This window comes from Acidithiobacillus sp. 'AMD consortium' (assembly GCF_008926505.1).
In the GTDB taxonomy this organism is placed as follows: Bacteria; Pseudomonadota; Gammaproteobacteria; order Acidithiobacillales; family Acidithiobacillaceae; genus Acidithiobacillus; species Acidithiobacillus ferridurans.
The window spans coordinates 734,370-754,749 of record NZ_CP044411.1; the positions used below are offsets into that span (position 1 = coordinate 734,370).

Here is a 20,380-nt window from a genome sequence, read left to right on the forward strand (position 1 = left end):
CCCGGACATGAAGAACATCCTGTTTTTGTTGCGGCACGGTGAGACCGAATGGAATCGCAGCGGACGTTATCAGGGCCGCAGCGACCCGGAGCTCACGCCCAACGGCGAAACGCAGGCGCGGAAGGTTGCGGAACACCTTACGCGCCAGAACCTCGCCGCCATTGTGGTTAGTCCGCTGCGGCGGGCGTATGTCACTGCAAGTATCGTCGCAGAACACCTGGGCCTACCCATCACCACGGATGAGCGGCTGGTGGAGATGGGCTACGGCGACTGGGAAGGCTTGCAGCAAGCAGAGATCAAGACGCGGTGGCCCGAGTTGTTGCGCCGCTGGAAAAAGGCCCCCGACGAGGTGGCTCCTCCGGGTGGGGAGTCCCTTTCCGATCTTCAGCGCCGCGTACGCTCCTTCCTCCAGGACACCGCCGCAGGACCTGGACCGATCCTGGCCGTTACCCATGCAGGGGTGATCAGGACCGCGGTCCTTGAAATCCGGCGCGAACCGCTGGGCAAATTCCGCCAGGTGCAAATCGCGAACGGCTCCCTCACCGCCATCCATTGGCAGGACGGCCGCCTCAGCCTCGCCGATGGTCCGTGGGTCGGCGAAGATGGTATTTATTCAAGAATCTGCACGGATCCAGAAAGATCCGGAAACCAGTTAAAAGACGACCTGGGCGCCTAGGCCAACACCGTAATTCGCGCTGCCATTAGATAACCCTTTGTCTGCGTAGATCTGAATACCACTACCGGCGCGCGTGACGTTGTAGTTCCAGGCAAAAACGATGTCTGCCGGACCAGCATAACCCGGCTGCTCGGATTCGGAACCAGAAAACATCGCTGTAAGGATGTTGCGCGGCGTGGCAACAAAGCTGGAGCCCATATCATAGGTCCAGATATTGTGCAGATTACCGCCGGCAGGATTGCCCACGAAACGGTAGCCCAGATGGGCGAATGGAAAGATGCGGGTGCCAATCGTCTCGTCCAGGCCTACGCCGATCTCGTAATCGTTGCGCCCGGTGCCCAATCCATTGGTGGCCGACGCCGTAGCAAGCTTGACCTTGGCATAGGGCACCACTGCGGGCAAAAGACCGGTTCTCTGGTAAACCGTGTAGTGTGCGGATAACCAGATGTCACCCAGACCGCTCGCGTTATTCCGGGTTTGTATCGTGCCAGAGCGGTGGACAATACCCCCACCCGTGAGCCGCGCCCCCTGTGGCAATCCGGAAACGGAGATGTAGGGAGCCATCAACTTGAGACGCAGATCCCGATTTCGAAACTGGAAATAGGTAGCATCGTAAAAAATGTTGATATGGCTGCCCGTTCCGAAAGTCCCCTGGTAGTACGAAGGCACATTGCCCAAAGTGAAACGGGGAGCCGCATGCGCAACTGTCACTACTGCCCACGAGGACAGGATGCCCATTCCTACCAATGATCGAAACCGCATGCAATCCTCCTGTTCCTCTGAAATTGGGTGCGAATGAATCATCTGGAAATCAATTTTTGAATATGCGGGAATTATGCCCACAAGTTCGGCAAGGAACAAGAATGGGTGTTGCGGGGCGCCGAGGGCGCACCGCGACAAAGCTCGGGCGCCAGAAATCGCTGGTTCCTATGCCGGCAGTAGGATGACCAGCTTGAGATCGGTGCTGGTCGCTGGCAACAACGTGCACTGTTCATAGACCACCTGCCCGTGCTGTGGATGCTGGAAAACCCGTCTGCCACCCTCCCGTTCGACGACATCCTGTGCAGCCCAGAGCTGAGCAAAAATCGGACTGTTTTGCTGAAGATGCTCGATTTGACGGGCCATTTGCGGATCGTCCAGGTGCTTACCCACATCCGCGCGAAATTCCGCGATGATCCGCCGGGTGCGGCCTTCCCAGTCGGCGACAAAACTGCGCGCCGTGGGATTCAGCAGGAGGAATTCCAGCAAGTTAGGGGGAGGTTTGCCCGGTGTCGGGGGTTGGTCCATCCAGCCGACAAAATGCGCTGCCGCGGCCGTGTTCCAGGCGATCGCATTCCAATAGCGATCCAGTACATAGGCAGGAGTGTCCAGGGCCTGCACGATCCGCAGTACGGTATGCGGAGGCTGGGTATGGGCTTTATCGGCAGTGGGATCAGCACGGCCGGCCAGATCAAACAGGTAGGCGCGTTCCGCTTCGGAGAGTTGCAGCGTTTGACTCAGGCGGTCCAGCACGGCAGTGGAGGGCTGTACGGGGCGGCCTTGCTCTATCCAGGTAACCCAGGTGCTGCTGATTCCACAGAGGAGGGCCAGCTCCTCACGGCGCAAACCCTGGGTGCGTCGTCGCCCCTGTATGCTGAGGCCCGCCTGCTGCGGGGTGACTTTTCCGCGGTGACGGCGGACGAAGGCGCCGAGAAGGGGAGCGTTGCCGGTCACTTCTTGACCGGCAGTCTGGTTTCCATGCTTTTCTCCTGGATGCAATATAAGATTCTTATCTGTGGTAGAAAATATACCAGTATAAATTGTCATATTGTACCAGTTTAACAAGAATCGTAGGATGCGTTCACGCCGTTAAATACGACAGTGTAAGGATTGATCATGGACCAACAAAAATTGGTAGATGCACAGTTTGGTATCGCCGCAATGGATTACCTGCAGAGCCCCACCCATGCGCAGGGGGCTGATCTGCAGCGGTTGCGTGCGTTGGCTGATGGTCAGCGCAATTGGCGGGTACTGGACCTCGGCTGCGGTGCCGGACACGCGAGCTTTGCGCTGGCTGGCGAAGTCATGGAGGTAACGGCATATGATCTCTCGGCGGAGATGCTGCAGGTGGTGGCGGCCGAGGCGCAGCGGCGCAAGCTGGCGAATGTGCGGACGCAGCAAGGCGTGGCGGAAACTTTGCCTTGCGCCGATGCCTGCTTTGATCTGGTGGTGACCCGTTTCTCGGCACACCACTGGGCGGATGTGCCGCGTGCCCTGAGGGAAGTGCGGCGGGTGCTCCAACCGGAGGGCAGGCTGGTGGTGATTGATGTTATCGCACCGGAAACACCGCTGCTGGATACCCTGCTGCAAAGCATCGAAGTCTTGCGGGATGCCTCCCATGTGCGCGATTATCGGTGTTCTGAATGGGAAGACATGCTGGTCCGCGCGGGTTTCGTTGTCAGCGACTGCCAAGCCTGGAAATTGCCTTTGCGTTTTGAGAGTTGGATTGCGCGCATGCGGACTCCGGAGCTGCAGGTCGCCGCGATCCGCAGTCTTTGCGCGCATGCCGCCACCGAGGTGCGGGACTATTTCGCCCTTCAGCCGAACAACGACTGTGCCATAGATGCGGCCTGGATAGAGGCGGTATCCCCGTCCGCCTGACGCGGTCCGTCGGCGGACCGGAAACGACAACTTTCTGAGGAGACAACGAAGTGTCTGCAAAAACACTCTACGACAAATTATGGGAAAGCCATGTGGTCCATACGGAGCAGGACGGCGGGGTATTGCTTTATATCGACCGTCAATTGTTGCACGAAGTGACCAGCCCGCAGGCCTTTTCCGGGCTGCGGGCGGCAGGACGCAAGGTGTGGCGCATGGATGCCAATATCGCAACGGCCGACCATAACGTGCCGACCACGGATCGCGCCGCTGGGATTGCCGATGCCACTTCGCGCTTGCAGGTGGATACCCTCGACCGGAACTGTGCGGAGTTTGGCATTGAAGAATTTGGTATGCACGATAAGCGCCAGGGCATTGTTCACGTCGTTGCGCCGGAACAGGGCCTGACCCTGCCGGGTATGACGGTGGTCTGTGGGGACTCCCACACGGCGACCCATGGGGCGTTGGGGGCGCTGGCCTTCGGGATCGGCACCACCGAAGTAGAGCACGTGCTGGCGACCCAGTGCCTGTGGGCGCGCAAATCCAAATCCATGCGCATCTGGGTGGAAGGTGAGCTGGGCAATGGGGTGACCGCGAAAGATCTGGTGCTGGCCATCATCGGGCGAATCGGTACGGCGGGTGGCACCGGCTACGCCATCGAGTTTGCCGGACCTGCGGTGCATGCGCTATCGGTGGAAGGCCGTATGACCTTGTGCAATATGGCCATTGAAGCGGGTGCGCGCTCGGGCATGGTGGGTGTGGATGCCGTCACCATCGATTATCTGCGTGGCCGTCCCTATGCCCCGGTCGGCAAGATCTGGGATCAGGCGGTGGCGGTCTGGGGCGAGCTCCACAGCGACGCTGATGCGCAGTTTGACGCGGAGATTCGTCTGGAGGCCACGGATATGGCCCCCCAGGTCACTTGGGGCACCAGCCCGGAGATGGTGGTGGATATTTCTGCGCAGGTCCCTGACCCCGCACTGGAAAAGGACCCGGTGCGGCGCAAGGGCTGGAGTGATGCGTTGGACTATATGGATCTGGCGGCCGCAACACCCATCTCTTCGATAGCGCTGGACAAGGTATTCATCGGCTCCTGCACCAATGCCCGCATCGAAGACTTGCGTGCGGCGGCGGCGATTGCCAGAGGCCATCACAAGGCTGCGGCGGTCAAGGCGGTGCTGGTAGTGCCGGGATCCGGTCTAGTCAAGGCGCAGGCGGAAGCCGAAGGCCTGGACCGCATCTTCCGGGATGCCGGGTTTGAATGGCGGGAGCCGGGCTGCTCCATGTGCCTGGCCATGAACGCCGACCGCCTGGAGCCAGGGGAGCGTTGCGCGAGCACCAGTAATCGCAATTTTGAAGGGCGTCAGGGTGCCGGAGGACGGACCCACCTGGTGAGCCCCGCCATGGCTGCAGCGGCAGCCATTGCCGGACATTTTGTGGATGTGCGTGATTGGGTCATGCGCTAAAAAGCGCGCGCGGTCCTTGTTACTGCGCCTCGCCTTGGGCTTGTGCAGCCTGGGCATGATGGAGATCGGTGTTTTTGCGGCAATCCGTGGCTGGTCAGCAGAATGTGCAGCCGTGGAGTATGTCATACAGCGTCGGATGGAGAGATAATGGAAGCCTTTACCGTAGTGGAAGCGGTGGTTGCGCCGCTGGATCGTCCCAACGTGGACACCGATGCAATTATCCCTAAGCAATTCCTCAAGACCATTGAGCGCAAGGGGCTCGGTAAACACCTCTTTGACGCCTGGCGTTATCTGGAACGGGATGGAAAGCAGGTAAATAACCCGGATTTCGTGCTCAATCAGCCCGCCTATGCGGACGCACAGATCCTGTTGGCTCGGGAAAACTTCGGCTGTGGTTCCAGTCGTGAACATGCGCCCTGGGCCTTGGCGGATTATGGCTTTCGGGCCGTGATTGCTCCAAGTTTCGCCGATATTTTCGCCAATAATTGCGTACAGAATGGTATCCTGCTGGTACGCCTGCCCATGGACGTGGTGGATCATCTCTTCCATGAAGTGGCGGCGAACCCCGGCTACCGTCTGCGCATCGACCTGCCCGCGCAGGAGGTGCAGACCATGGGCGATAGCCGCTATGCCTTCCCGATGGATGCGGGCCACAAGCACAAACTGATGCATGGTCTGGATGACATTCAGCTCACCCTGCAGCAGGACAACGCCATCCGGGTCTATGAGGCACGGCAACGGCAAGCGGCACCTTGGTTATTTCGTGATTGAGGACTACTCAGGAGCAGGAAAACATGGTTCAGGAATCACCGATAGCGGAAGAGAACGGTTTGCCGCCCCTGTGTTCAGGCGCGGTCGTCCTGGAAGGTATGACCAAACGGGGTAAGCCGTGCAGGCTGATCGACAATACCGCCTCGGCACCCCGGGAGGAGTTGGTGGCACTGCTCAACGACCTCATCGAGCAGGAGCACTTCGGGCCCTCGGGATTGAGTGCGGCGGGGGATAACACGATCCGTATCGGTGCCCCGCAGTCCGCCCATGTGCAACTGGGGGAGCGCATCTACCGGATGATCGTGGTGGATTACGCGGCGCGGCTGGAGGCGTTTTAGCGCCGCGCCGCTTTTTTCAGGGCATCAGCCGCTGAATCACCCACGCACCGCCGGTATCGGCCGGACGGCTATAACGGAAACGGTCATGCAACCGGCTGCGACGTCCCTGCCAGAACTCGAAGTGTTCCGGCTGCAGACGGTAGCCGCCCCAAGCGGGGTTGCGCGGGACGTCTCCGGCGGGATAACGGGCCCGTAAGGCCGCTACGCGCTGCTCCAGTGCTGCGCGACTGGCGATGGGCTGACTTTGCTCGGAAGCGGCGGCGGCAAAGCGGCTGCCTTCGGGACGTTGCTGAAAATAGGCATCCGCCTCGACATCGCTGAGTTTTTCGACGGCGCCGTCCACCCGTACCTGTCGGTCATTTTCCGGCCAGTAAAACACTACGGCTGCCTGCGGGTTGGCCGCCAGTTGCTGTCCCATGGGGCTGCGCTGATCGGTGTACCAGCACAGACCGCTTTCGTCAAAATGCTTGAGAAGCACGATTCGCACGTCAGGATGCCCCTCCGCATCGCTTGTCGCCAGTGCCATGGCTGTCGCATCAAAGTTTTGTGCCGCGATCGCTGCCGCCAGCCAGTCGGAAAACTGATGAAAAGGATCGGGATTCAGATCCTTGCGACGCAGTTCGCTGTGCACAAAGTCTCGGCGGGTACTGCGGTGGTCTATTTCGCCTTCCATACTCTCCCTCCATTCAGGATGCTGCTGGCGCTTATGCCTTGCGTTCGATGACGCCGCCCGCGCTGCCGAACAGCATCACATCCGCACGCCGATGGGCAAAGATGCCATTGTCCAGTACCCCCGGGATCGCATTGATGGTTTCTTCCATCCGTAACGGGTCAGAGAGATCGAGTCCGGTGACGTCGAGGATGACATTACCGTTGTCCGTGGTGATACCGCTGCGCAGGGTGGGGCTGCCACCGATCTTCACCAGTTGCCGGGCGACAAAGCTGCGAGCAAACGGAATCACTTCCACAGGCAGGGGGAATTTGCCGAGCATGGGTCTATCCTTGCTGTCATCCGCAATACACACGAAGAGTCGGGCGGCACTGGCGACGATCTTTTCGCGGGTAAGGGCACCGCCGCCGCCCTTGATGAGGCGGAAATGCGGGTCGGCCTCGTCAGCGCCATCAATATAGACCGGAATATCGCCCGTGGCGTTCAGTTCGAGCACATTGAGGCCCTGTGCCTTGAGGCGGTTTTCGGTGGCGATGCTGGACGCGACGTAGCCATCCACATGAATCTGGGCGGCGCCCAGTGCTTCGATGAAGAAGTTGGTGGTGGAGCCAGTGCCCACCCCGACGACCATGCCGGGCTGGATATAGCGCAGAGCGGCTTCGGCCGCCATTTTTTTGAGTGCATCAATATTCATGTACTTTTCCTTTATTGTGTTGGGGTGGAGGTGAGGCGTTGCATGAAAGCATGGGTAAGTGCGGCCCCAGAGGCCGGGTTCTGGCCGCTGAGGATGAGGCGGTCCGTGACCACATGGCTTTGCCACGGAACACCGACCCTGACCAGGAAGCCTTCCTGCCGGAGCCGGTCTTCGAGGGTATAAGGCCAACGCCCGGCCAGCGCTGTTGCCGATTCTTCCGCCGCACTGAAGCAGGTTACCCGTTGCCCCAGGAAAGGCGAACGGTCCGCCCCGCCGCAGGTGGCGAGGAGTGCTGCGCTGCCGTGGCAGAGGGTGGCGACGGGCTTTGCCGTCGCCAGGCAGTAGCGCAGCAGGCGGTCCATCGCCGGTGCCCGGCAGAGGTCCATGAGCGGCCCATTGCCGCCGGGAATGAAAACACCGGCCAAGGCGTCCAGATCCTCGCCCGTCAGCGCATTCAAATCAGCAGGTGTGGTTAAGTCCGTGATCTGTGCCACGGCGTCGCATAACCGGGTGACCTTACGGGTATCGCCCCCAAGAGCGGCGGGCTCGAGACTCTCGGCATCGACCGACGGCCGCACCCCGCCCGGAGTGGCGACGTGCGGTTGCCATCCTGCTTCGCGCAGTATCTGCCAGGGTGTCACCAGCTCTTCGGCCCAGAATCCGGTAGCCACCTCGGCGCCGTCATCGAGGCGAAGACGTTGCGCCGCGCTGAGCAGAATGAGGACGAAAGGCCGGATAGTCATGACCAGAGTTTAGCATGGCCAGCAGGCAAGAAAAGGGCAACCGCTGCCGGGGCACCGGCTGTTTTCGTGCAGAAATGCGCAGATACCGAGAGACCAGGCGTTATCCGTACGGTGCCTGGTCATCATCGGATTTTCGATTGCAGGAGGCCGGAGTGGATATTTTCGGGGAAACAAACGCCTTTCTTGCAGACATCTGAAACATGGTTTTTTACGTTAAAAATACCCGCAGATGGTTTTATATTTTTTAAAAATTAGCCAGGGAGACTTCCTTTTGGCGCGCGCGTATCACTAATACTATTTACATCAGCCCAAAAATATTTGAGGCAAATCCCTATTGCTTTTCGCCCGCGCCTGCACTAGTTTTATTATTAGGTAATCATTAGATAGTAATAATATAAATTTATTATATGATTTATGGAAGTGGTGAAAACTGGTGCCAATGGCGGCCTGCCGCGGGATCGCCGGAGCCTGGGCGCCGTGGTTCGATGGTCCCTGTGCCATGGAGGCTCAGGGAAATCCTGATCTGCATACATGCAGTGTCGGGAAAAGTAAAACGAATAGTGATCGCTATCCTGTCATATCGCGAATGATCTGACAGTCCGTCAGGGAGAAATAGCGTAACTGTTCACCACCCAGTGTTTTATGGATCGTTTTGATGTGAAATGTTGCAAGCTATCATGCCACAAGGACGATATGAATCAGCCTGACCTGAGCGCGATGGACCATGCTGCCAAGGTTGATCTGATCCGATTTCTTTTCGCGGAAAATGCGGATCTGAAGTCACGGATAGCCGTACTTGGAGTCCGTTTGGCCAAAGATAGCCACAATTCCAGCAAACCGCCGTCCTCGGATGGTCTGCACAAGCCTGCAGCGAAATCTTTTCAGGGAGAAACCCTGCTGTCCGCCTTGGAACGACTGCGCCCTGGTGAACAGTTACCATCAGCCATCTTGCTGACCTTATGCGTTGAAGGAGTTTGTTATGCTTGTTGAAAATACATTACCTATCTTGTTGGATCGACTCGATTTTGCCTGGATTACCTCCATGCATATTCTCTGGACGCCGCTGACCATTGGGGTGTCCTGGATCCTTTTCGGGCTGGAAGTAGCCTGGCTGCGTTCTGGAGATGAACGATGGTATCGTCTTGAACGCTTTTTTGAAAAAATCTTTATTGTCAATTTCGGAGCCGGTGTGGCTACCGGTGTCACCATGGAAATGGCCTTCGGCATACTCTATGGGCCGTTCGCGCAAGCCGTTGGTCCCTTCTTTGGGAATATTCTGGGCTTCGAAACCATTACCGCCTTTATGTATGAAGCTGGTTTTATTGGCCTCATGGTTTTTGGTTGGCATAAAATTGGTAAAGGCATGCATTTGTTTTCAACCTTCAACGTAGCATTGGCCTCCAGTTTGTCGGCTTTCTGGATTCTGGTTGCCAATGGCTGGATGCAGACTCCCGATGGTGTCGTGCTGAAACACGGTCTGTTTCTGGTGACGAATTGGTGGAGTGCGATTTTTAATGAAAGTAATGAGTGGGGCTTTCCTCATATGTGGGTGGCTACCATGATCTTGGGCTTTTTTGTGCTGGCTGGGACTAGTGCCTGGTTTATTCTCAAGAATCGTCACGCCGATTTGTTCGTCAAGATGTTGAAGCCTACCATTCTGGCGTTATTGATCGCGATGCCGATACAAATCTGGTTAGGCGATAGTCTGGGCGTGGATGTGGCCCATAGTGAACCGACCTCACTGGCCGCCATGGAAGGGCATTACCATGCTTATCTACCCGATGGTAAACCGAACACTTCCTGGAATCTGATTGCCATTCCCAATGCTGCCAACGATGGAAGTCTGTTTTCAATCCGTATTCCCCATGTATTAAGTCTGCTGGAAACACACACCTTAAATGGCGTGGTTCCCGGCCTGGATCAGTTTCCCGCAAAAGACCGTCCGGATGTCTGGGTACCTTTCTATTCATTCCGGGTCATGGTGGCTATCGGTTTCTTGCTGTTCTTTATGGCGTTATGGGGTACCTCCCTCATCCTGCGCGGACAACTGACTGTGGCGGGGTTGCGGAAGCGTCCATGGTTTCTCAGGGCTATGGTGTTGGGTGGGTTCCTGCCCTATCTTGCCGTCTGGACTGGCTGGTGGACCCGTGAAGTGGGGCGTCAGCCCTGGATAGTTTACAACATTATGCGTACCTATGAGGGTGTCAGCCACATGGGTCTCGGTGAAGAAATCGCCTGGTTTGCCGGGTATGTGGTATTTGAGCTGACCGTCTGGGCGGGTGCCTGGTATTTCTTCTCCCGCGTGATCCGCAAGGGGCCTGATCTGGAAAGTCCCTTACCGGGTGCGCCAGAACAGTATGCCGATCAGGAAGATGCCGGTGGTGGGCTAGCGAAACCGATATTTGCCAAACCCAGCTTTGGAAAATCTTACTAAGCTCTACCCGTACCCCGCGGTACGCAACGGGTATGTCCTGGAGGCCAAGAGCGGTTTCAAGGGATTTTGATTGAAGGAGTAATACAATATGTTTGATCTCGCCAGAATCGCCACCACCTTGACGACGTGGTGGTGGCTGTTACTCAGTCTGATGTTTCTCTTTTTTATTGCCCTGGATGGCGCCGATCTGGGTGCAGGGGTGTTTGCCCTTTTTTCTCCGGATGAGCAGGAACGGGGTGCCATTATGGCTTCCATGGCTGGCTGGTGGGATGCCAATGAAACCTGGCTGGTCGTCGCCGGCGGCGTCCTGTTCGGCGCTTTTCCGCTGGTATATGGATCGGCCTTTAATTATCTGATGATTCCACTGATGCTGGCTTTATGGGGCGTGATATGGCGCGCTGTCGCTTTTGAATTCCATGTGCATGCAGTTGGAAGCAAGCGGTTCTGGGGCTGGGCCTTTGCTGGGGGCAGCTTTCTCGCACCTTTCGGGGCAGGCATCGCCTTGGGAGCCACTTTGCAGGGATTTCCTATGAAGGCTGGTGCGGCCATGGCCAAAGGGGCTCCGGGCCTTTTTGTAAATTCGCCAGTTCCACATTTTACCGGGACGGCACTTACTTTTCTGACACCTTTCAGCCTGTTAACGGGTTTTGGAGCGGTCATTGCGGCCGGACTGGCAGGAGGTCTTTACCTGAGTGCACGCTTTGAAAAAGGTGATCCGATCAATGTCAAAGCACAGCGCTGGACCACCCTTTTTTCCTACCTTGCCTTAGCGGCAATCGTCGTCACGCTGGTATGGTCCTATGCCATATTCCCCTGGGCAGCGGCAAAATGGACTGGTCCTTATTGGTGGGTATGGGCTTTGTGGCTCTTGGTGGTCCTATTTTTCGCCTTCAAATCCATGATGAATCATTCCATGCAGCGGGATTTTCTCGCGCTGCTCTGGGGTGAAGGGGTTGTGGTACTCCTGTGGTTTGCTATGTGGGCCACGATGTATCCCTACATTGTTCCTGAAACCTGGACCATCCAGGCGGCTGCCAATCCAGCTAACTCCATTGCCGTGTTTACGTTGTTCATGACCGGATTTGTACCCATCATGATTATGTACAACGCCTATCAAATCTGGGTGTTCCGTGGTCGCACCACGAAAATGGCCAGTTACGGCGAGCATTAAAACTTGTGGGGGAGGGTAGACTTTTACTGTCCATCCTCCATTGCAACTGGCGGTTTCAATTTTGAAGTGCAATACTATCGTTTAACTCTTTGATCTCATTTGCCATTACTTCTGATGGCGTTAGAAAACCCAAGGATTTTCTTGGTCGATTATTCATCTCCTCGGCGACTTTGGTCAAGTACTGCTGAGAGTATTGCGATAAATCCGTTCCTTTAGGAAAATACTGCCGCAGCAGTCCGTTGGTATTTTCATTGGCCAGGCGCTGCCAAGGGATGTGGGGGTCGGCAAAGTAGACCCGCAGATGGGTGCGTTTTTCCAGATCCTCTCAAGAAACACTTTTTATGGTTTTGAATACATTGTAGTTACGAAGCGCCAATATCACCCGGAACCAGTCTCATGCCCATCTTTTCGGCACGTTGAGCCAGTTGCCGTAGCACCCGTTCTCGGTAGCGATCTTCATGTGGCCCCCTCCGAACCGACCATCCGGCGTGTCTTGCAAGGGGTCGATGTGGATGCGCTGGATGCGGCGATCGGCGCCTGGCACTGGGTACGGCGGGCTTTGAAGCCGTGGCCGTTGATGGCAAAGTCCTCAAAGGTGTCGTGCGTGCAGAGGGAACTCAGGTGCATCTGCTCAGCGTGTTCCTGCATGGACAGGGAGTCACCATCGCGCAAAAGGAAATCGCCCGGAAAACCAACGAAATTCTAGAACTGCGCAACCTGCTCTCGGATGTCGACATCACGGGCAAGGTCGTCACTGCCGATGCCCTGCATACCCAGCGGGAGACGGCCCGCTTCCTCGTCGAAGACAAAAAAGCTGATTATCTCTATCCGGGATGATTACGCCTTCGGACCCACCAGCCTGACCCCAGATCGTGCCACTCCCAAAAATCTGTTGGGCTTGGTCCGTGGCCATTGGGAAATTGAAAACCGAAACCATCATGTCCGCGACGCCACTTTCCACGAGGACCTCTCCCAAGTTCGCACCCAGAACGGACCCTGTAGGATGGCGATCTTGCGCGAACTGGCCATGAGCATCCTGCGCCTCACCGGCGTCAAGAACATCGCCAAAGCGTGTCGGGATTTCGCCGCCAGCGCATCTAACACTCTCCGTCGACTCGGATACTGAGCCGCCACCACGGGGTTTACCTATCCGGAAATGCCTCCGGAGGGCAAGCCGCGTCCGCCAGCCACCCCATCCACGATTCCGCACCAAAAACAGCCTGAAAATGCCGCATTTCCACCAACACAGTTCCTCAAGCCACCACTAAAATCAGCGGCAGCAAGCCTCTGCTACTATATCTGGCGAGCTTGACGGAGCCCTGTGTGCGAGCTATAAACTGCATAACGGTATTTCGTGTGGATGAATACGATTTCACCCTTGAATTAAGGATGCTGTGTAATAGCGCCGATAAAAGGAGGTGTCAATATGAATTCACAAGCATCAATCCATCCAGCCCGCCTGACCCTGTTCTCCTGGCCTTTACTCGCCTCTCGGGGTGTTGCCGCATTATTGTTTGTAATTGCATCACTGATTGCTTTTGGCGAAACCATTACTTTGCTGGTTTGGTTTTTTGCCATTTACGTGTTTTTTGATAGCGGTTATTCCGCAATGCGTCTTGCCCAGAAAGGGAGTGGCGCCTGTCCAAAAGTTTTGATTGCCATTAAAGCCGTCATCGGGATCGCGGCTGGTATCGCGGTCATTGTTCTTTCACAGGGTGTCAGTATGTTGCCTACATTACTGACCATTTTTGCCTGGGTGGCGATTGTTGGTGTGATTGAAGGCATTTGGGTGCTGCGTAATGTGCGCAATAAAGAAGCGGTGTTGATTATTGGTTCTACTGCTTATCTGGCCCTGGCTGTTGCCCTGCAATTCATCTTTGCTTTGGCGCCGGATGCCGGTCCTTCCGTATATAACTGGATCATTATCGGCTTTTCTGCCGCATTTGCTGCAGCTATGTTCGGTATGGTCTGGGCCATGCGTCGTAACCTTCTAAAGATGGATGATGGTACATCGGCCTCCGCCCAGGCACATTCTGCCTGAATTAACCAACACTGTGCAGGAAGCAATCGGTTATTTCTGCAGTGGTCTGATGATCATCATTATCAGGAGTTGCACGGTAAGGAGTGTGGCTCTTGTTATATGTAAAAAATAGGGGAAGACCCATGGTATTGAGCAAAGCCACCAAACAAGCCCTGCGCGGCCTGATATATATTGTCGCATAGCAGCGCGGCGAGCCGGTACTTAGTCGTGAAATTGCCGATTATCTCGGGGTTCCCGTTCAGTGTATCACCAAAATTATGCGGAGGCTCGCCAAGTGTGGATTTCTTGAGGCCGCTTTGAATATCGCAAAATCATCGTTGCTACCTGGGCAACCGGCATCCATTTTCCGCATGTCGGACAAGCTTTCCTGATCCAACGGTCCACCGTAAACAGCAAAGATGGCCTCATCCGGGATGATTACGCCTTCGGACCCACCAGCCTGACCCCAGATCGTGCCACTCCCAAAAATCTGTTGGGCTTGGTCCGTGGCCATTGGGAAATTGAAAACCGAAACCATCATGTCCGCGACGCCACTTTCCACGAGGACCTCTCCCAAGTTCGCACCCAGAACGGACCCTGTAGGATGGCGATCTTGCGCGAACTGGCCATGAGCATCCTGCGCCTCACCGGCGTCAAGAACATCGCCAAAGCGTGTCGGGATTTCGCCGCCAGCGCATCTAACACTCTCCGTCGACTCGGATACTGAGCCGCCACCACGGGGTTTACCTATCCGGAAATGCCTCCGGAGGGCAAGCCGCGTCCGCCAGCCACCCCATCCACGATTCCGCACCAAAAACAGCCTGAAAATGCCGCATTTCCACCAACACAGTTCCTCAAGCCACCACTAAAATCAGCGGCAGCAAGCCTCTGCTACTATATCTGGCGAGCTTGACAGAGCCCTGCTATCCGTACGGTGCCTGGTCATCATCGGATTTTCGATTGCAGGAGGCCGGGGTGGATATTTTCGGGGAAACAAACGCCGTTCTTGCAGACATCTGAAACATGGTTTTTTACGTTAAAAATACCCACAGATGGTTTTATATTTTTTAAAAATCAGCCAGGGAAACTTCCTTGTGAGCTTCCAGGCATGAACATTAAATTATGCTAATAATCAAATATACAGTTTGTGGTGGTGTTATATTTCATGAGTGAATATTAACCAACTGTCTGTTCCACCGGATAGTTTACAGTTGCACATCTATAAGATAACGGTAATATTATGATTTATCTTTTGGGCGCGCGCGTATCACTAATACTATTTACATAAGCCCAAAAATATTTGAGGCAAATCTCTATTGCTTTGCGCCCCCGCCTGCACTAGTTTTACTGCCAGGTAATCAATAGGCAGTAATAGTATAAATTTATATGATTTATGGAAGTGGTGAAAACTGGTGCCAATGGCGGCCTGCCGCGGAATCGCCGGAGCCCGGGCGCCGTGGTTCGGTGGCCGCTGTGCCGTGGAAGCCCATGGAAATCCTGATCTGCATGCAGTGTCGGAAAAGGTAATCGGATAGTGATCGCTATCCTGTCATATCGCGGATGGTCTGAAATCCGTCAGGGAGAAATGTCAATGCAAGTGAAGTGGAGGAATAACCTTAAAAACGGGTGCCGCCATGCCGCCCTCGCGCCGATTCTGTTGCTCAGTGGCTGCGCGGGTAGTCCCTTTTGGATATTCGATCCCAAAGGGTTGATGGCTGATACCAACCTGTTTTATCTGCTGGTGGATGTCGGGATCATGGCCAGCATCGTCGGCGTGACGGCGCTCCTGGTGATCTGGTTCATGTGGCGCTACCAGAAGGGCAAAAACCGGGGGAAATATGACCCCACCTGGTCCCATTCCAACACCATTGAAGTGGTTGTCTGGGGGATCCCCATCATTGCTGTCGGCTTTTTGTCCTATTTTGCGGTAACCGGCACTTTCGAGATAAATCCATATAATCCGACGGTGATTACCAACCATCTGAAACCCGTCAGTGATCCGGTCGAGGTGGATGTCATCGCGACCGACTGGCAGTGGCTTTTTGTATACCCGCAGTATCATATGGCCGTGGCCAACGAACTGGTGCTGCCGGCGCATACCCCGGTATTTTTCCGTCTGACCTCCTCTGCGGTGACCACGACATTCTTCATTCCACAACTGGTGGGCATGATCGACGTAATGCCCGGCATGCGTACGAAAAACGCCCTGGAAAGCAACCATGTCGGGGAATACCAGGGCATCGCTTCGGACTATGCCGGCGCGGGCACCTCCTGGATGACCTTCAAGACCAGAATAGTGAAGTCGGCCGACTTCCGCGAGTGGGTGCGGAAGGTGCAGCAATCTCCGACATCCATGACCTACGCCAGCTTCAATGACTACGCCGACCCTTATATCAATGTGCATCATAAGGTGGCCTATTTCTCGTCGGTGCCGGACGGTTTGTTCGACCATGTCGTCGACGAGGTCATGAAGGGTAAAACCTGGCCCATCCCGCCGATGATGACGGAAAACATGGTGGCGTATATGCAGAAGCAGAACGCCGAACACCGCGACTAACAACAGGAGAATTGACAGATGCTCGTAGATTTAGCCGGGGGCTGGAACCCCATGCTGGGGCGCCTTGCCTGGTCTCAGATTCCTTACGACAACCCCATCCTGGCGCCGCTGTTTGTCGCGGTGGTCATCGGGGCCGTTCTGGTGCTGGGCCTGATCACGTACTACGGGAAATGGACCTACCTGTGGAAGGAATGGCTGACCACCGTGGATCACAAAAAACTGGGGGTGATGTACATCCTCATTGGTCTGGTGATGCTGTTCCGGGGTTTCATCGATGGTCTGATGATCCGGACGCAGCAGGCCTGGGCGGTAGGCCCGCATTCCTCGGGAGTGTTCGGTGCGACGCACGGTTACCTGACTCCGTTCCATTTCGGGCAGGTCTACAGTGCCCATGGGGTGATCATGATCCTGCTGGCAGCCACGCCGTTGCTCGTCGGCTTCATGAACATCATCGTGCCCATTCAGATCGGTGCCCGGGACATGGCCTACCCCTACCTGAATGCGTTGGGGCTATGGCTCACCGCCGCGGGCGGGGCGTTGATCATGATTTCCCTGTTCGTGGGCGATTTCGCGCACAACGGCTGGTTTGGTTATGCGCCGATCTTCGAGCTGCAATACAGCCCGGGCGTGGGCGTTGATTACTGGATATGGACCATGGAGTTGTTGGCGCTGGGGACCACCTTGGGCGGCATCAACATTCTGGCGACCATCGTCAAGATGCGCGCGCCGGGCATGACCTGGGGTCGTTTGCCGATCTTTGTCTGGGCTTCGCTTGCGTCGAACGTGATTGCCCTGACTTCTTTCCCGGCACTGCAGGTGGCACTTGCATTGGTTGCTGCAGACCGGTATCTGGGCGCGCATTTCTTCACGGCTGGTCTGGGTGGCAATCTGATGCTCTATACCAATCTATTCTGGATATGGGGCCACCCGGAAGTCTATTTCGTGATTCTTCCGGCCTTCGGCATGATGTCGGAAATCTTTCCGACCTTTTCCGAAAAACCATTGTTTGGCTACATGACCATGGTGCTCGCCAGTATGGCCATTGCCGGCTTGTCCTGGATGGTCTGGCTGCATCACTTCTTCACCATGGGCGCCGGACCCTACGTCAACAGCGCCTTCAGTGTGGCCACCATGCTGGTCGGCATTCCTACGGGTGTGAAGGTGTTCAACTGGGCATTCACCATGTATCGCGGGCGCCTGACTTTCACCGCCGCCATGCTGTGGGCCATCGGCGCGCTTTTCCTGCTGCTGGTAGGCGGATTGACGGGTATGATGCTGGCGGTTCCGGCCATCAATTACATGGTCCACAACAGCGTTTTTGTGGTCGCGCATTTCCATTCCATGCTGCTGACGATTGTGTACGCCATTTTTGCTTCGGTGATCTACTGGTTTCCCAAGGTCTTTGGCTTCAAGCTGAATGAGTTCTGGGCAAAGACCATGTTCTGGCTCTTTTCTGCCGGTACGGCGCTGGTGTTCGTGCCAATGTACATGCTCGGTTTCATGGGGATGACCCGGCGTCTGGATTATGTGTTCAACACCGCTTGGCATCCTTATCTGCTGGTGATGGAATTCGGCATCGTGGTGTATACGCTTTCCGTCCTCGCATTTTTTGCGCTGCTTTATGTCAGTGTCCGCGATCATGCGAGCAACCAGGTTGGCGCGGATGCCTGGGGTACCTCCCGCTCGCTGGAATGGCTTACCCATTCTCCTGTGCCATTTTATAACTTTGCCGTACTGCCGCACATCAATGCGCGTGACGAAGTGGCCTGGCGGCGTGACAACGGCATCGACCATGTCCAGCCCGATCACTATGAGGATATCCATATGCCCAATAATACCGGTGTGGCCATTGCCCTCGGCGGCCTGACCTTTGTACTGGGTTTCGCCCTGGTATGGCGTATCTGGTGGCTTTGTGCCTTCTCCCTGCTGGCAATCGTTGCACTCGTAATCTACCGCTCCTTCAAGGGCGATCCGGGTTACATCATTACCGCGGCGGAACTGGAACAGATGGAAAAAGCAGCCATGCGCCGTGAAGCACGGATAGGTAAACAGCGGCATCAGGTAGGCGGCGGCGTATTGGGTGAGGCTATAGCCTATGAGCGTTCTGACCTGCCGCCGCTGGCTTCGCAGCCGAGCTCATCCGTGGGGCTGGATCATCATCGCAGTTGATGGCCCTGACAGGTGGTAGCCGAGGTATCGGCTACCCGTTAATGAACGGTAGATTGAGGAGTTTTTATGAGTTCTCATTCCAGTAATGTAGATCCGAAAGCAGCAGAATTATGGGATAAAAGTCACTATCAGCATGATGTGATCTCCACCCGCACCTTTGGTTATTTCATGTATCTCCTGAGCGACGGCATGCTGTTTGCGACACTTTTTGCCGCTTATGGCGTGCTGAGTTACCAGCACAGTTATTTTGGTGGCCCTACCCCGGCCGACTTTGTAAAGCCCTGGTATACTTTTGCTCAGACTATGGCGCTGTTTGTCAGCGTGCTGGCTTATGGTTTTGGCATGAATGCACTCAAGCACAAAAACAAAAGCGGGTTGATCAATGGTTTGCTCGCGGCTTTCGTGTTTGGTGTATTGTTTCTGGCACTGGACATTCATGACATGACGCATCTGGCGTCATTGGGTATCACGGTTGCAACCAGTGGCGGGATATCTGCGTTTATTATCCTGACCCAGGTACATGCCGCCCATATTTTCTTTGGGTTGATCTGGATTCTGGTGATGATGGCCCAGGTGCTGACCAAGGGCTTTACCACTGAGGTGGTGGGCCGGTTGTTGACACTGCGTATGTTTTGGCATTTGCAGGCGATTATTTGGGTGTTTGTGTTTGTGTTCGTTTATTTATGGGGATATATGTCATGAGTCACGGTCACGATGATCCGACATTGCATCCGGAAGTACAGATGTCCACTTCCCGGGGATATTTTGCAGGGTTCGCGGTTTCCAGCATCCTGATGTTCGTCGCTACCTTATTGGTGGCATCGCGTGCCGTGCCGCCATTCGGTTTGCTGATGGTCATCTCGGTCTGCGCGGGCATAGCGATTATTGCGCAGATCTACTTCCTGCTGCATATCGATGTTTCCGAACACAACATCTGGAATACTGTGGCGCTGGTGATGTTCATGCCGCTTTTTCTGGTTACCATCGGGCTGACCTGGTGGATGTTCTCGCAATTGTATCTGCGCACGATGATTATGCCTGGCATGATGCACTGACCGCACGAATTCCGGAGGTCCTAACGTCATGTTAAAAGAAGGAGTCCACAGCGGCGGCATTGGCGATCTTTCTGGTCCCCGGGTTCGGCCGTCTTTTGTTCGCGATCTCTGGGTGTTGGCCAAGGCGCGGGTGGTATCGCTGCTGGTATTTACCGCCGCAGTGGGCGAGATCCTCGCCCCCGACGCCGGGTTGCACTGGGAGTCGGGGCTGGCGGGTTTGGCGGGTATTGCGCTGGCCGGAGGGGCAGGAGGGGTACTCAACCAGATTGTCGAGCCCGGCCTTGACCAGCACATGCGACGCACCCTCCACCGGCCGCTGGCCGAAGGACGCATCAGCCGTGGTGGTGCCATTGCCTATGCCATGACACTGATGTGCGCCGCCATTGCCGTACTGGCCTGGGGCACCAACCCGCTGACCCTGGTACTGACCCTGGTAGGCACCGTCGGCTACGGTGTCGTCTACACCCTCTACCTCAAACCCAGCACGCCCTGGAACATCGTCTGGGGCGGTCTTGCCGGAGCCCTGCCGCCACTGATCGGCTGGACCGCCATCACCGGCAGTCTCGCCGCGCTGCCGCTGGTGCTGGTCCTGCTGGTATTCGTCTGGACCCCGGCGCACTTCTGGCCCCTGGCCATCTGTTGTCGGGAAGACTACGCCAAGGCCTGCATTCCCATGCTGCCGGTGACCCATGGCGTCGATCGCACGCGCCGGGAAGTGCGGAACTACGCCCTGCTCACCTGGATCGTCAGCATGGTGCCAGCGCTACTCACCGGTGACTGGTTATATGGTGCCATCGCCGGGCTCTCCGGCGCATGGTTCGTGGGCATGGCCCTGCGTCTCAAAGGCCTGCCCGAAGGCCCGGAGATGAACCGCTACGCGCGGCGGATGTTCGCCTACTCCATCTCCTACCTGTTTTTACTCTTTACCGCCCTGATCCTGGGCAAACTGGTGATGGGCTATGGCTTCTTCTGAGGCCGC

General features: G+C 56.0%; 23 protein-coding genes and 1 pseudogene. 17 read left to right on the forward strand and 7 right to left on the reverse strand.

From position 1 onward, the window contains the following. Positions 1-7: 7 nt before the first annotated feature. The gene (locus F6A13_RS03895; RefSeq protein ID WP_113527189.1) at positions 8-676 is read left to right on the forward strand and encodes a histidine phosphatase family protein; all 669 of its coding nucleotides are present in this window, start codon (positions 8-10) and stop codon (positions 674-676) included. Here F6A13_RS03895 and F6A13_RS03900 read toward each other — a convergent pair. After that, positions 653-1,537 carry a hypothetical protein gene (locus F6A13_RS03900; protein WP_225981944.1) on the reverse strand — a complete coding sequence of 295 codons (885 nt, stop codon included), beginning with the start codon at positions 1,535-1,537 and terminating at the stop codon, positions 653-655. The genes F6A13_RS03895 and F6A13_RS03900 overlap by 24 nt on opposite strands. 66 nt (positions 1,538-1,603) lie before the next feature. Continuing rightward, a complete protein-coding gene (locus F6A13_RS03905) occupies positions 1,604-2,434 on the reverse strand; it encodes a helix-turn-helix transcriptional regulator (protein WP_225981945.1) in 831 nt (276 codons plus the stop codon). 117 nt (positions 2,435-2,551) lie between these two features. Between F6A13_RS03905 and F6A13_RS03910 the strand changes: the two genes are divergently transcribed. The 4 genes from F6A13_RS03910 (at position 2,552) to F6A13_RS03930 (ending at position 5,888) form a co-directional block, all read left to right on the forward strand. After that, positions 2,552-3,316: a class I SAM-dependent methyltransferase gene (locus tag F6A13_RS03910; protein WP_126605003.1), complete on the forward strand. Its 765-nt coding sequence runs from the start codon at positions 2,552-2,554 to the stop codon at positions 3,314-3,316. Between the two features lie 50 nt (positions 3,317-3,366). Then, positions 3,367-4,779, forward strand: a complete 1,413-nt coding sequence (gene leuC, locus F6A13_RS03915; RefSeq protein WP_126605005.1) for a 3-isopropylmalate dehydratase large subunit — start codon at positions 3,367-3,369, stop codon at positions 4,777-4,779. Positions 4,780-4,926: 147 nt separating this feature from the next. Next, positions 4,927-5,550, forward strand: a complete 624-nt coding sequence (gene leuD, locus F6A13_RS03925; RefSeq protein ID WP_113527194.1) for a 3-isopropylmalate dehydratase small subunit — start codon at positions 4,927-4,929, stop codon at positions 5,548-5,550. Between the two features lie 23 nt (positions 5,551-5,573). Next, complete coding sequence (locus tag F6A13_RS03930; protein WP_126605007.1) at positions 5,574-5,888, forward strand: hypothetical protein; 315 nt, start codon at positions 5,574-5,576, stop codon at positions 5,886-5,888. 16 nt (positions 5,889-5,904) lie between these two features. On the opposite strand, the gene pdxH is transcribed toward F6A13_RS03930, so the two are convergent. From pdxH to F6A13_RS03945, 3 genes are read right to left on the reverse strand one after another with little or no spacing between them, the layout of a single operon-like run. Next, entirely contained in the window at positions 5,905-6,561 is a 657-nt protein-coding gene (pdxH, locus tag F6A13_RS03935; RefSeq protein WP_113527196.1) for a pyridoxamine 5'-phosphate oxidase, read from the reverse strand. Between the two features lie 31 nt (positions 6,562-6,592). After that, positions 6,593-7,252, reverse strand: a complete 660-nt coding sequence (gene rpiA / locus F6A13_RS03940; RefSeq protein WP_113527197.1) for a ribose-5-phosphate isomerase RpiA — start codon at positions 7,250-7,252, stop codon at positions 6,593-6,595. Between the two features lie 11 nt (positions 7,253-7,263). Then, on the reverse strand, positions 7,264-7,995 hold the full coding sequence (locus F6A13_RS03945) for a type 1 glutamine amidotransferase domain-containing protein (RefSeq protein ID WP_225981946.1): 732 nt from the start codon (positions 7,993-7,995) through the stop codon (positions 7,264-7,266). Between the two features lie 693 nt (positions 7,996-8,688). On the opposite strand from F6A13_RS03945, the gene F6A13_RS03950 reads away from it, so the two are divergent. From F6A13_RS03950 to F6A13_RS03960, 3 genes are all read left to right on the forward strand, one after another. After that, on the forward strand, positions 8,689-8,985 hold the full coding sequence (locus tag F6A13_RS03950) for a DUF6444 domain-containing protein (RefSeq protein ID WP_113527199.1): 297 nt from the start codon (positions 8,689-8,691) through the stop codon (positions 8,983-8,985). Next, a complete protein-coding gene (locus tag F6A13_RS03955; RefSeq protein ID WP_113527200.1) occupies positions 8,975-10,429 on the forward strand; it encodes a cytochrome ubiquinol oxidase subunit I in 1,455 nt (484 codons plus the stop codon). Before F6A13_RS03950 ends, F6A13_RS03955 begins: the two co-directional genes overlap by 11 nt. 88 nt (positions 10,430-10,517) lie before the next feature. Further along, on the forward strand, positions 10,518-11,600 hold the full coding sequence (locus tag F6A13_RS03960) for a cytochrome d ubiquinol oxidase subunit II (protein ID WP_113527201.1): 1,083 nt from the start codon (positions 10,518-10,520) through the stop codon (positions 11,598-11,600). A gap of 55 nt (positions 11,601-11,655) precedes the next feature. Here the strand turns inward: F6A13_RS03960 and F6A13_RS03965 are convergent. Continuing rightward, positions 11,656-11,907: pseudogene (locus F6A13_RS03965) on the reverse strand (IS30 family transposase); the annotation flags it as partial. 260 nt (positions 11,908-12,167) lie between these two features. Between F6A13_RS03965 and F6A13_RS03970 the strand changes: the two are divergent. The 3 genes from F6A13_RS03970 to F6A13_RS03975 all read left to right on the forward strand — a co-directional run bounded on the left by F6A13_RS03970 (position 12,168) and on the right by F6A13_RS03975 (position 13,641). Continuing rightward, complete coding sequence (locus tag F6A13_RS03970) at positions 12,168-12,437, forward strand: ISAs1 family transposase (RefSeq protein ID WP_172959361.1); 270 nt, start codon at positions 12,168-12,170, stop codon at positions 12,435-12,437. Positions 12,438-12,603: 166 nt separating this feature from the next. Continuing rightward, a complete protein-coding gene (locus tag F6A13_RS15760) occupies positions 12,604-12,726 on the forward strand; it encodes a hypothetical protein (RefSeq protein WP_264158138.1) in 123 nt (40 codons plus the stop codon). A gap of 300 nt (positions 12,727-13,026) precedes the next feature. After that, positions 13,027-13,641, forward strand: coding sequence for a hypothetical protein (locus F6A13_RS03975; protein ID WP_113527709.1), 615 nt, complete (start codon positions 13,027-13,029; stop codon positions 13,639-13,641). Between the two features lie 238 nt (positions 13,642-13,879). Here the strand turns inward: F6A13_RS03975 and F6A13_RS15325 are convergent, their stop codons facing one another. Further along, a complete protein-coding gene (locus F6A13_RS15325; RefSeq protein WP_172959362.1) occupies positions 13,880-14,182 on the reverse strand; it encodes a hypothetical protein in 303 nt (100 codons plus the stop codon). A gap of 42 nt (positions 14,183-14,224) precedes the next feature. Here F6A13_RS15325 and F6A13_RS15765 point away from each other — a divergent pair, with 42 nt between their 5' ends. The 6 genes from F6A13_RS15765 to F6A13_RS04005 all read left to right on the forward strand — a co-directional run bounded on the left by F6A13_RS15765 (position 14,225) and on the right by F6A13_RS04005 (position 20,374). Then, positions 14,225-14,347: a hypothetical protein gene (locus F6A13_RS15765; protein ID WP_264158138.1), complete on the forward strand. Its 123-nt coding sequence runs from the start codon at positions 14,225-14,227 to the stop codon at positions 14,345-14,347. 864 nt (positions 14,348-15,211) lie between these two features. Continuing rightward, entirely contained in the window at positions 15,212-16,177 is a 966-nt protein-coding gene (locus F6A13_RS03985; RefSeq protein ID WP_126605009.1) for a COX aromatic rich motif-containing protein, read from the forward strand. 18 nt (positions 16,178-16,195) lie between these two features. After that, a complete protein-coding gene (locus F6A13_RS03990) occupies positions 16,196-18,346 on the forward strand; it encodes a cbb3-type cytochrome c oxidase subunit I (RefSeq protein WP_126605010.1) in 2,151 nt (716 codons plus the stop codon). A 66-nt stretch (positions 18,347-18,412) separates the two neighbouring features. After that, a complete protein-coding gene (locus F6A13_RS03995; protein WP_126605012.1) occupies positions 18,413-19,048 on the forward strand; it encodes a cytochrome c oxidase subunit 3 in 636 nt (211 codons plus the stop codon). Beyond that, a complete protein-coding gene (locus F6A13_RS04000) occupies positions 19,045-19,401 on the forward strand; it encodes a cytochrome o ubiquinol/quinol oxidase subunit IV (RefSeq protein WP_126605013.1) in 357 nt (118 codons plus the stop codon). Before F6A13_RS03995 ends, F6A13_RS04000 begins: the two co-directional genes overlap by 4 nt. A 28-nt stretch (positions 19,402-19,429) precedes the next feature. Continuing rightward, positions 19,430-20,374 carry a heme o synthase gene (locus F6A13_RS04005; protein ID WP_126605015.1) on the forward strand — a complete coding sequence of 315 codons (945 nt, stop codon included), beginning with the start codon at positions 19,430-19,432 and terminating at the stop codon, positions 20,372-20,374. The last annotated feature ends 6 nt before the right edge of the window (positions 20,375-20,380 follow it).

Excerpts from the sequence above, each read along its gene's own strand:
- F6A13_RS03895 (WP_113527189.1), top strand. The coding sequence starts at position 8 with ATGAAGAACATCCTGTTTTTGTTGCGGCACGGTGAGACCGAATGGAAT.
- F6A13_RS03910 (WP_126605003.1), top strand. The coding sequence starts at position 2,552 with ATGGACCAACAAAAATTGGTAGATGCACAGTTTGGTATCGCCGCAATG.
- leuD (WP_113527194.1), top strand. The coding sequence starts at position 4,927 with ATGGAAGCCTTTACCGTAGTGGAAGCGGTGGTTGCGCCGCTGGATCGT.
- F6A13_RS03930 (WP_126605007.1), top strand. The coding sequence starts at position 5,574 with ATGGTTCAGGAATCACCGATAGCGGAAGAGAACGGTTTGCCGCCCCTG.
- pdxH (WP_113527196.1), bottom strand. The coding sequence starts at position 6,561 with ATGGAAGGCGAAATAGACCACCGCAGTACCCGCCGAGACTTTGTGCAC.
- rpiA (WP_113527197.1), bottom strand. The coding sequence starts at position 7,252 with ATGAATATTGATGCACTCAAAAAAATGGCGGCCGAAGCCGCTCTGCGC.
- F6A13_RS03945 (WP_225981946.1), bottom strand. The coding sequence starts at position 7,995 with ATGACTATCCGGCCTTTCGTCCTCATTCTGCTCAGCGCGGCGCAACGT.
- F6A13_RS03950 (WP_113527199.1), top strand. The coding sequence starts at position 8,689 with ATGAATCAGCCTGACCTGAGCGCGATGGACCATGCTGCCAAGGTTGAT.
- F6A13_RS03955 (WP_113527200.1), top strand. The coding sequence starts at position 8,975 with ATGCTTGTTGAAAATACATTACCTATCTTGTTGGATCGACTCGATTTT.
- F6A13_RS03960 (WP_113527201.1), top strand. The coding sequence starts at position 10,518 with ATGTTTGATCTCGCCAGAATCGCCACCACCTTGACGACGTGGTGGTGG.
- F6A13_RS15760 (WP_264158138.1), top strand. The coding sequence starts at position 12,604 with ATGGCGATCTTGCGCGAACTGGCCATGAGCATCCTGCGCCTCACCGGC.
- F6A13_RS03975 (WP_113527709.1), top strand. The coding sequence starts at position 13,027 with ATGAATTCACAAGCATCAATCCATCCAGCCCGCCTGACCCTGTTCTCC.
- F6A13_RS15765 (WP_264158138.1), top strand. The coding sequence starts at position 14,225 with ATGGCGATCTTGCGCGAACTGGCCATGAGCATCCTGCGCCTCACCGGC.
- F6A13_RS03985 (WP_126605009.1), top strand. The coding sequence starts at position 15,212 with ATGCAAGTGAAGTGGAGGAATAACCTTAAAAACGGGTGCCGCCATGCC.
- F6A13_RS03990 (WP_126605010.1), top strand. The coding sequence starts at position 16,196 with ATGCTCGTAGATTTAGCCGGGGGCTGGAACCCCATGCTGGGGCGCCTT.
- F6A13_RS03995 (WP_126605012.1), top strand. The coding sequence starts at position 18,413 with ATGAGTTCTCATTCCAGTAATGTAGATCCGAAAGCAGCAGAATTATGG.
- F6A13_RS04000 (WP_126605013.1), top strand. The coding sequence starts at position 19,045 with ATGAGTCACGGTCACGATGATCCGACATTGCATCCGGAAGTACAGATG.
- F6A13_RS04005 (WP_126605015.1), top strand. The coding sequence starts at position 19,430 with ATGTTAAAAGAAGGAGTCCACAGCGGCGGCATTGGCGATCTTTCTGGT.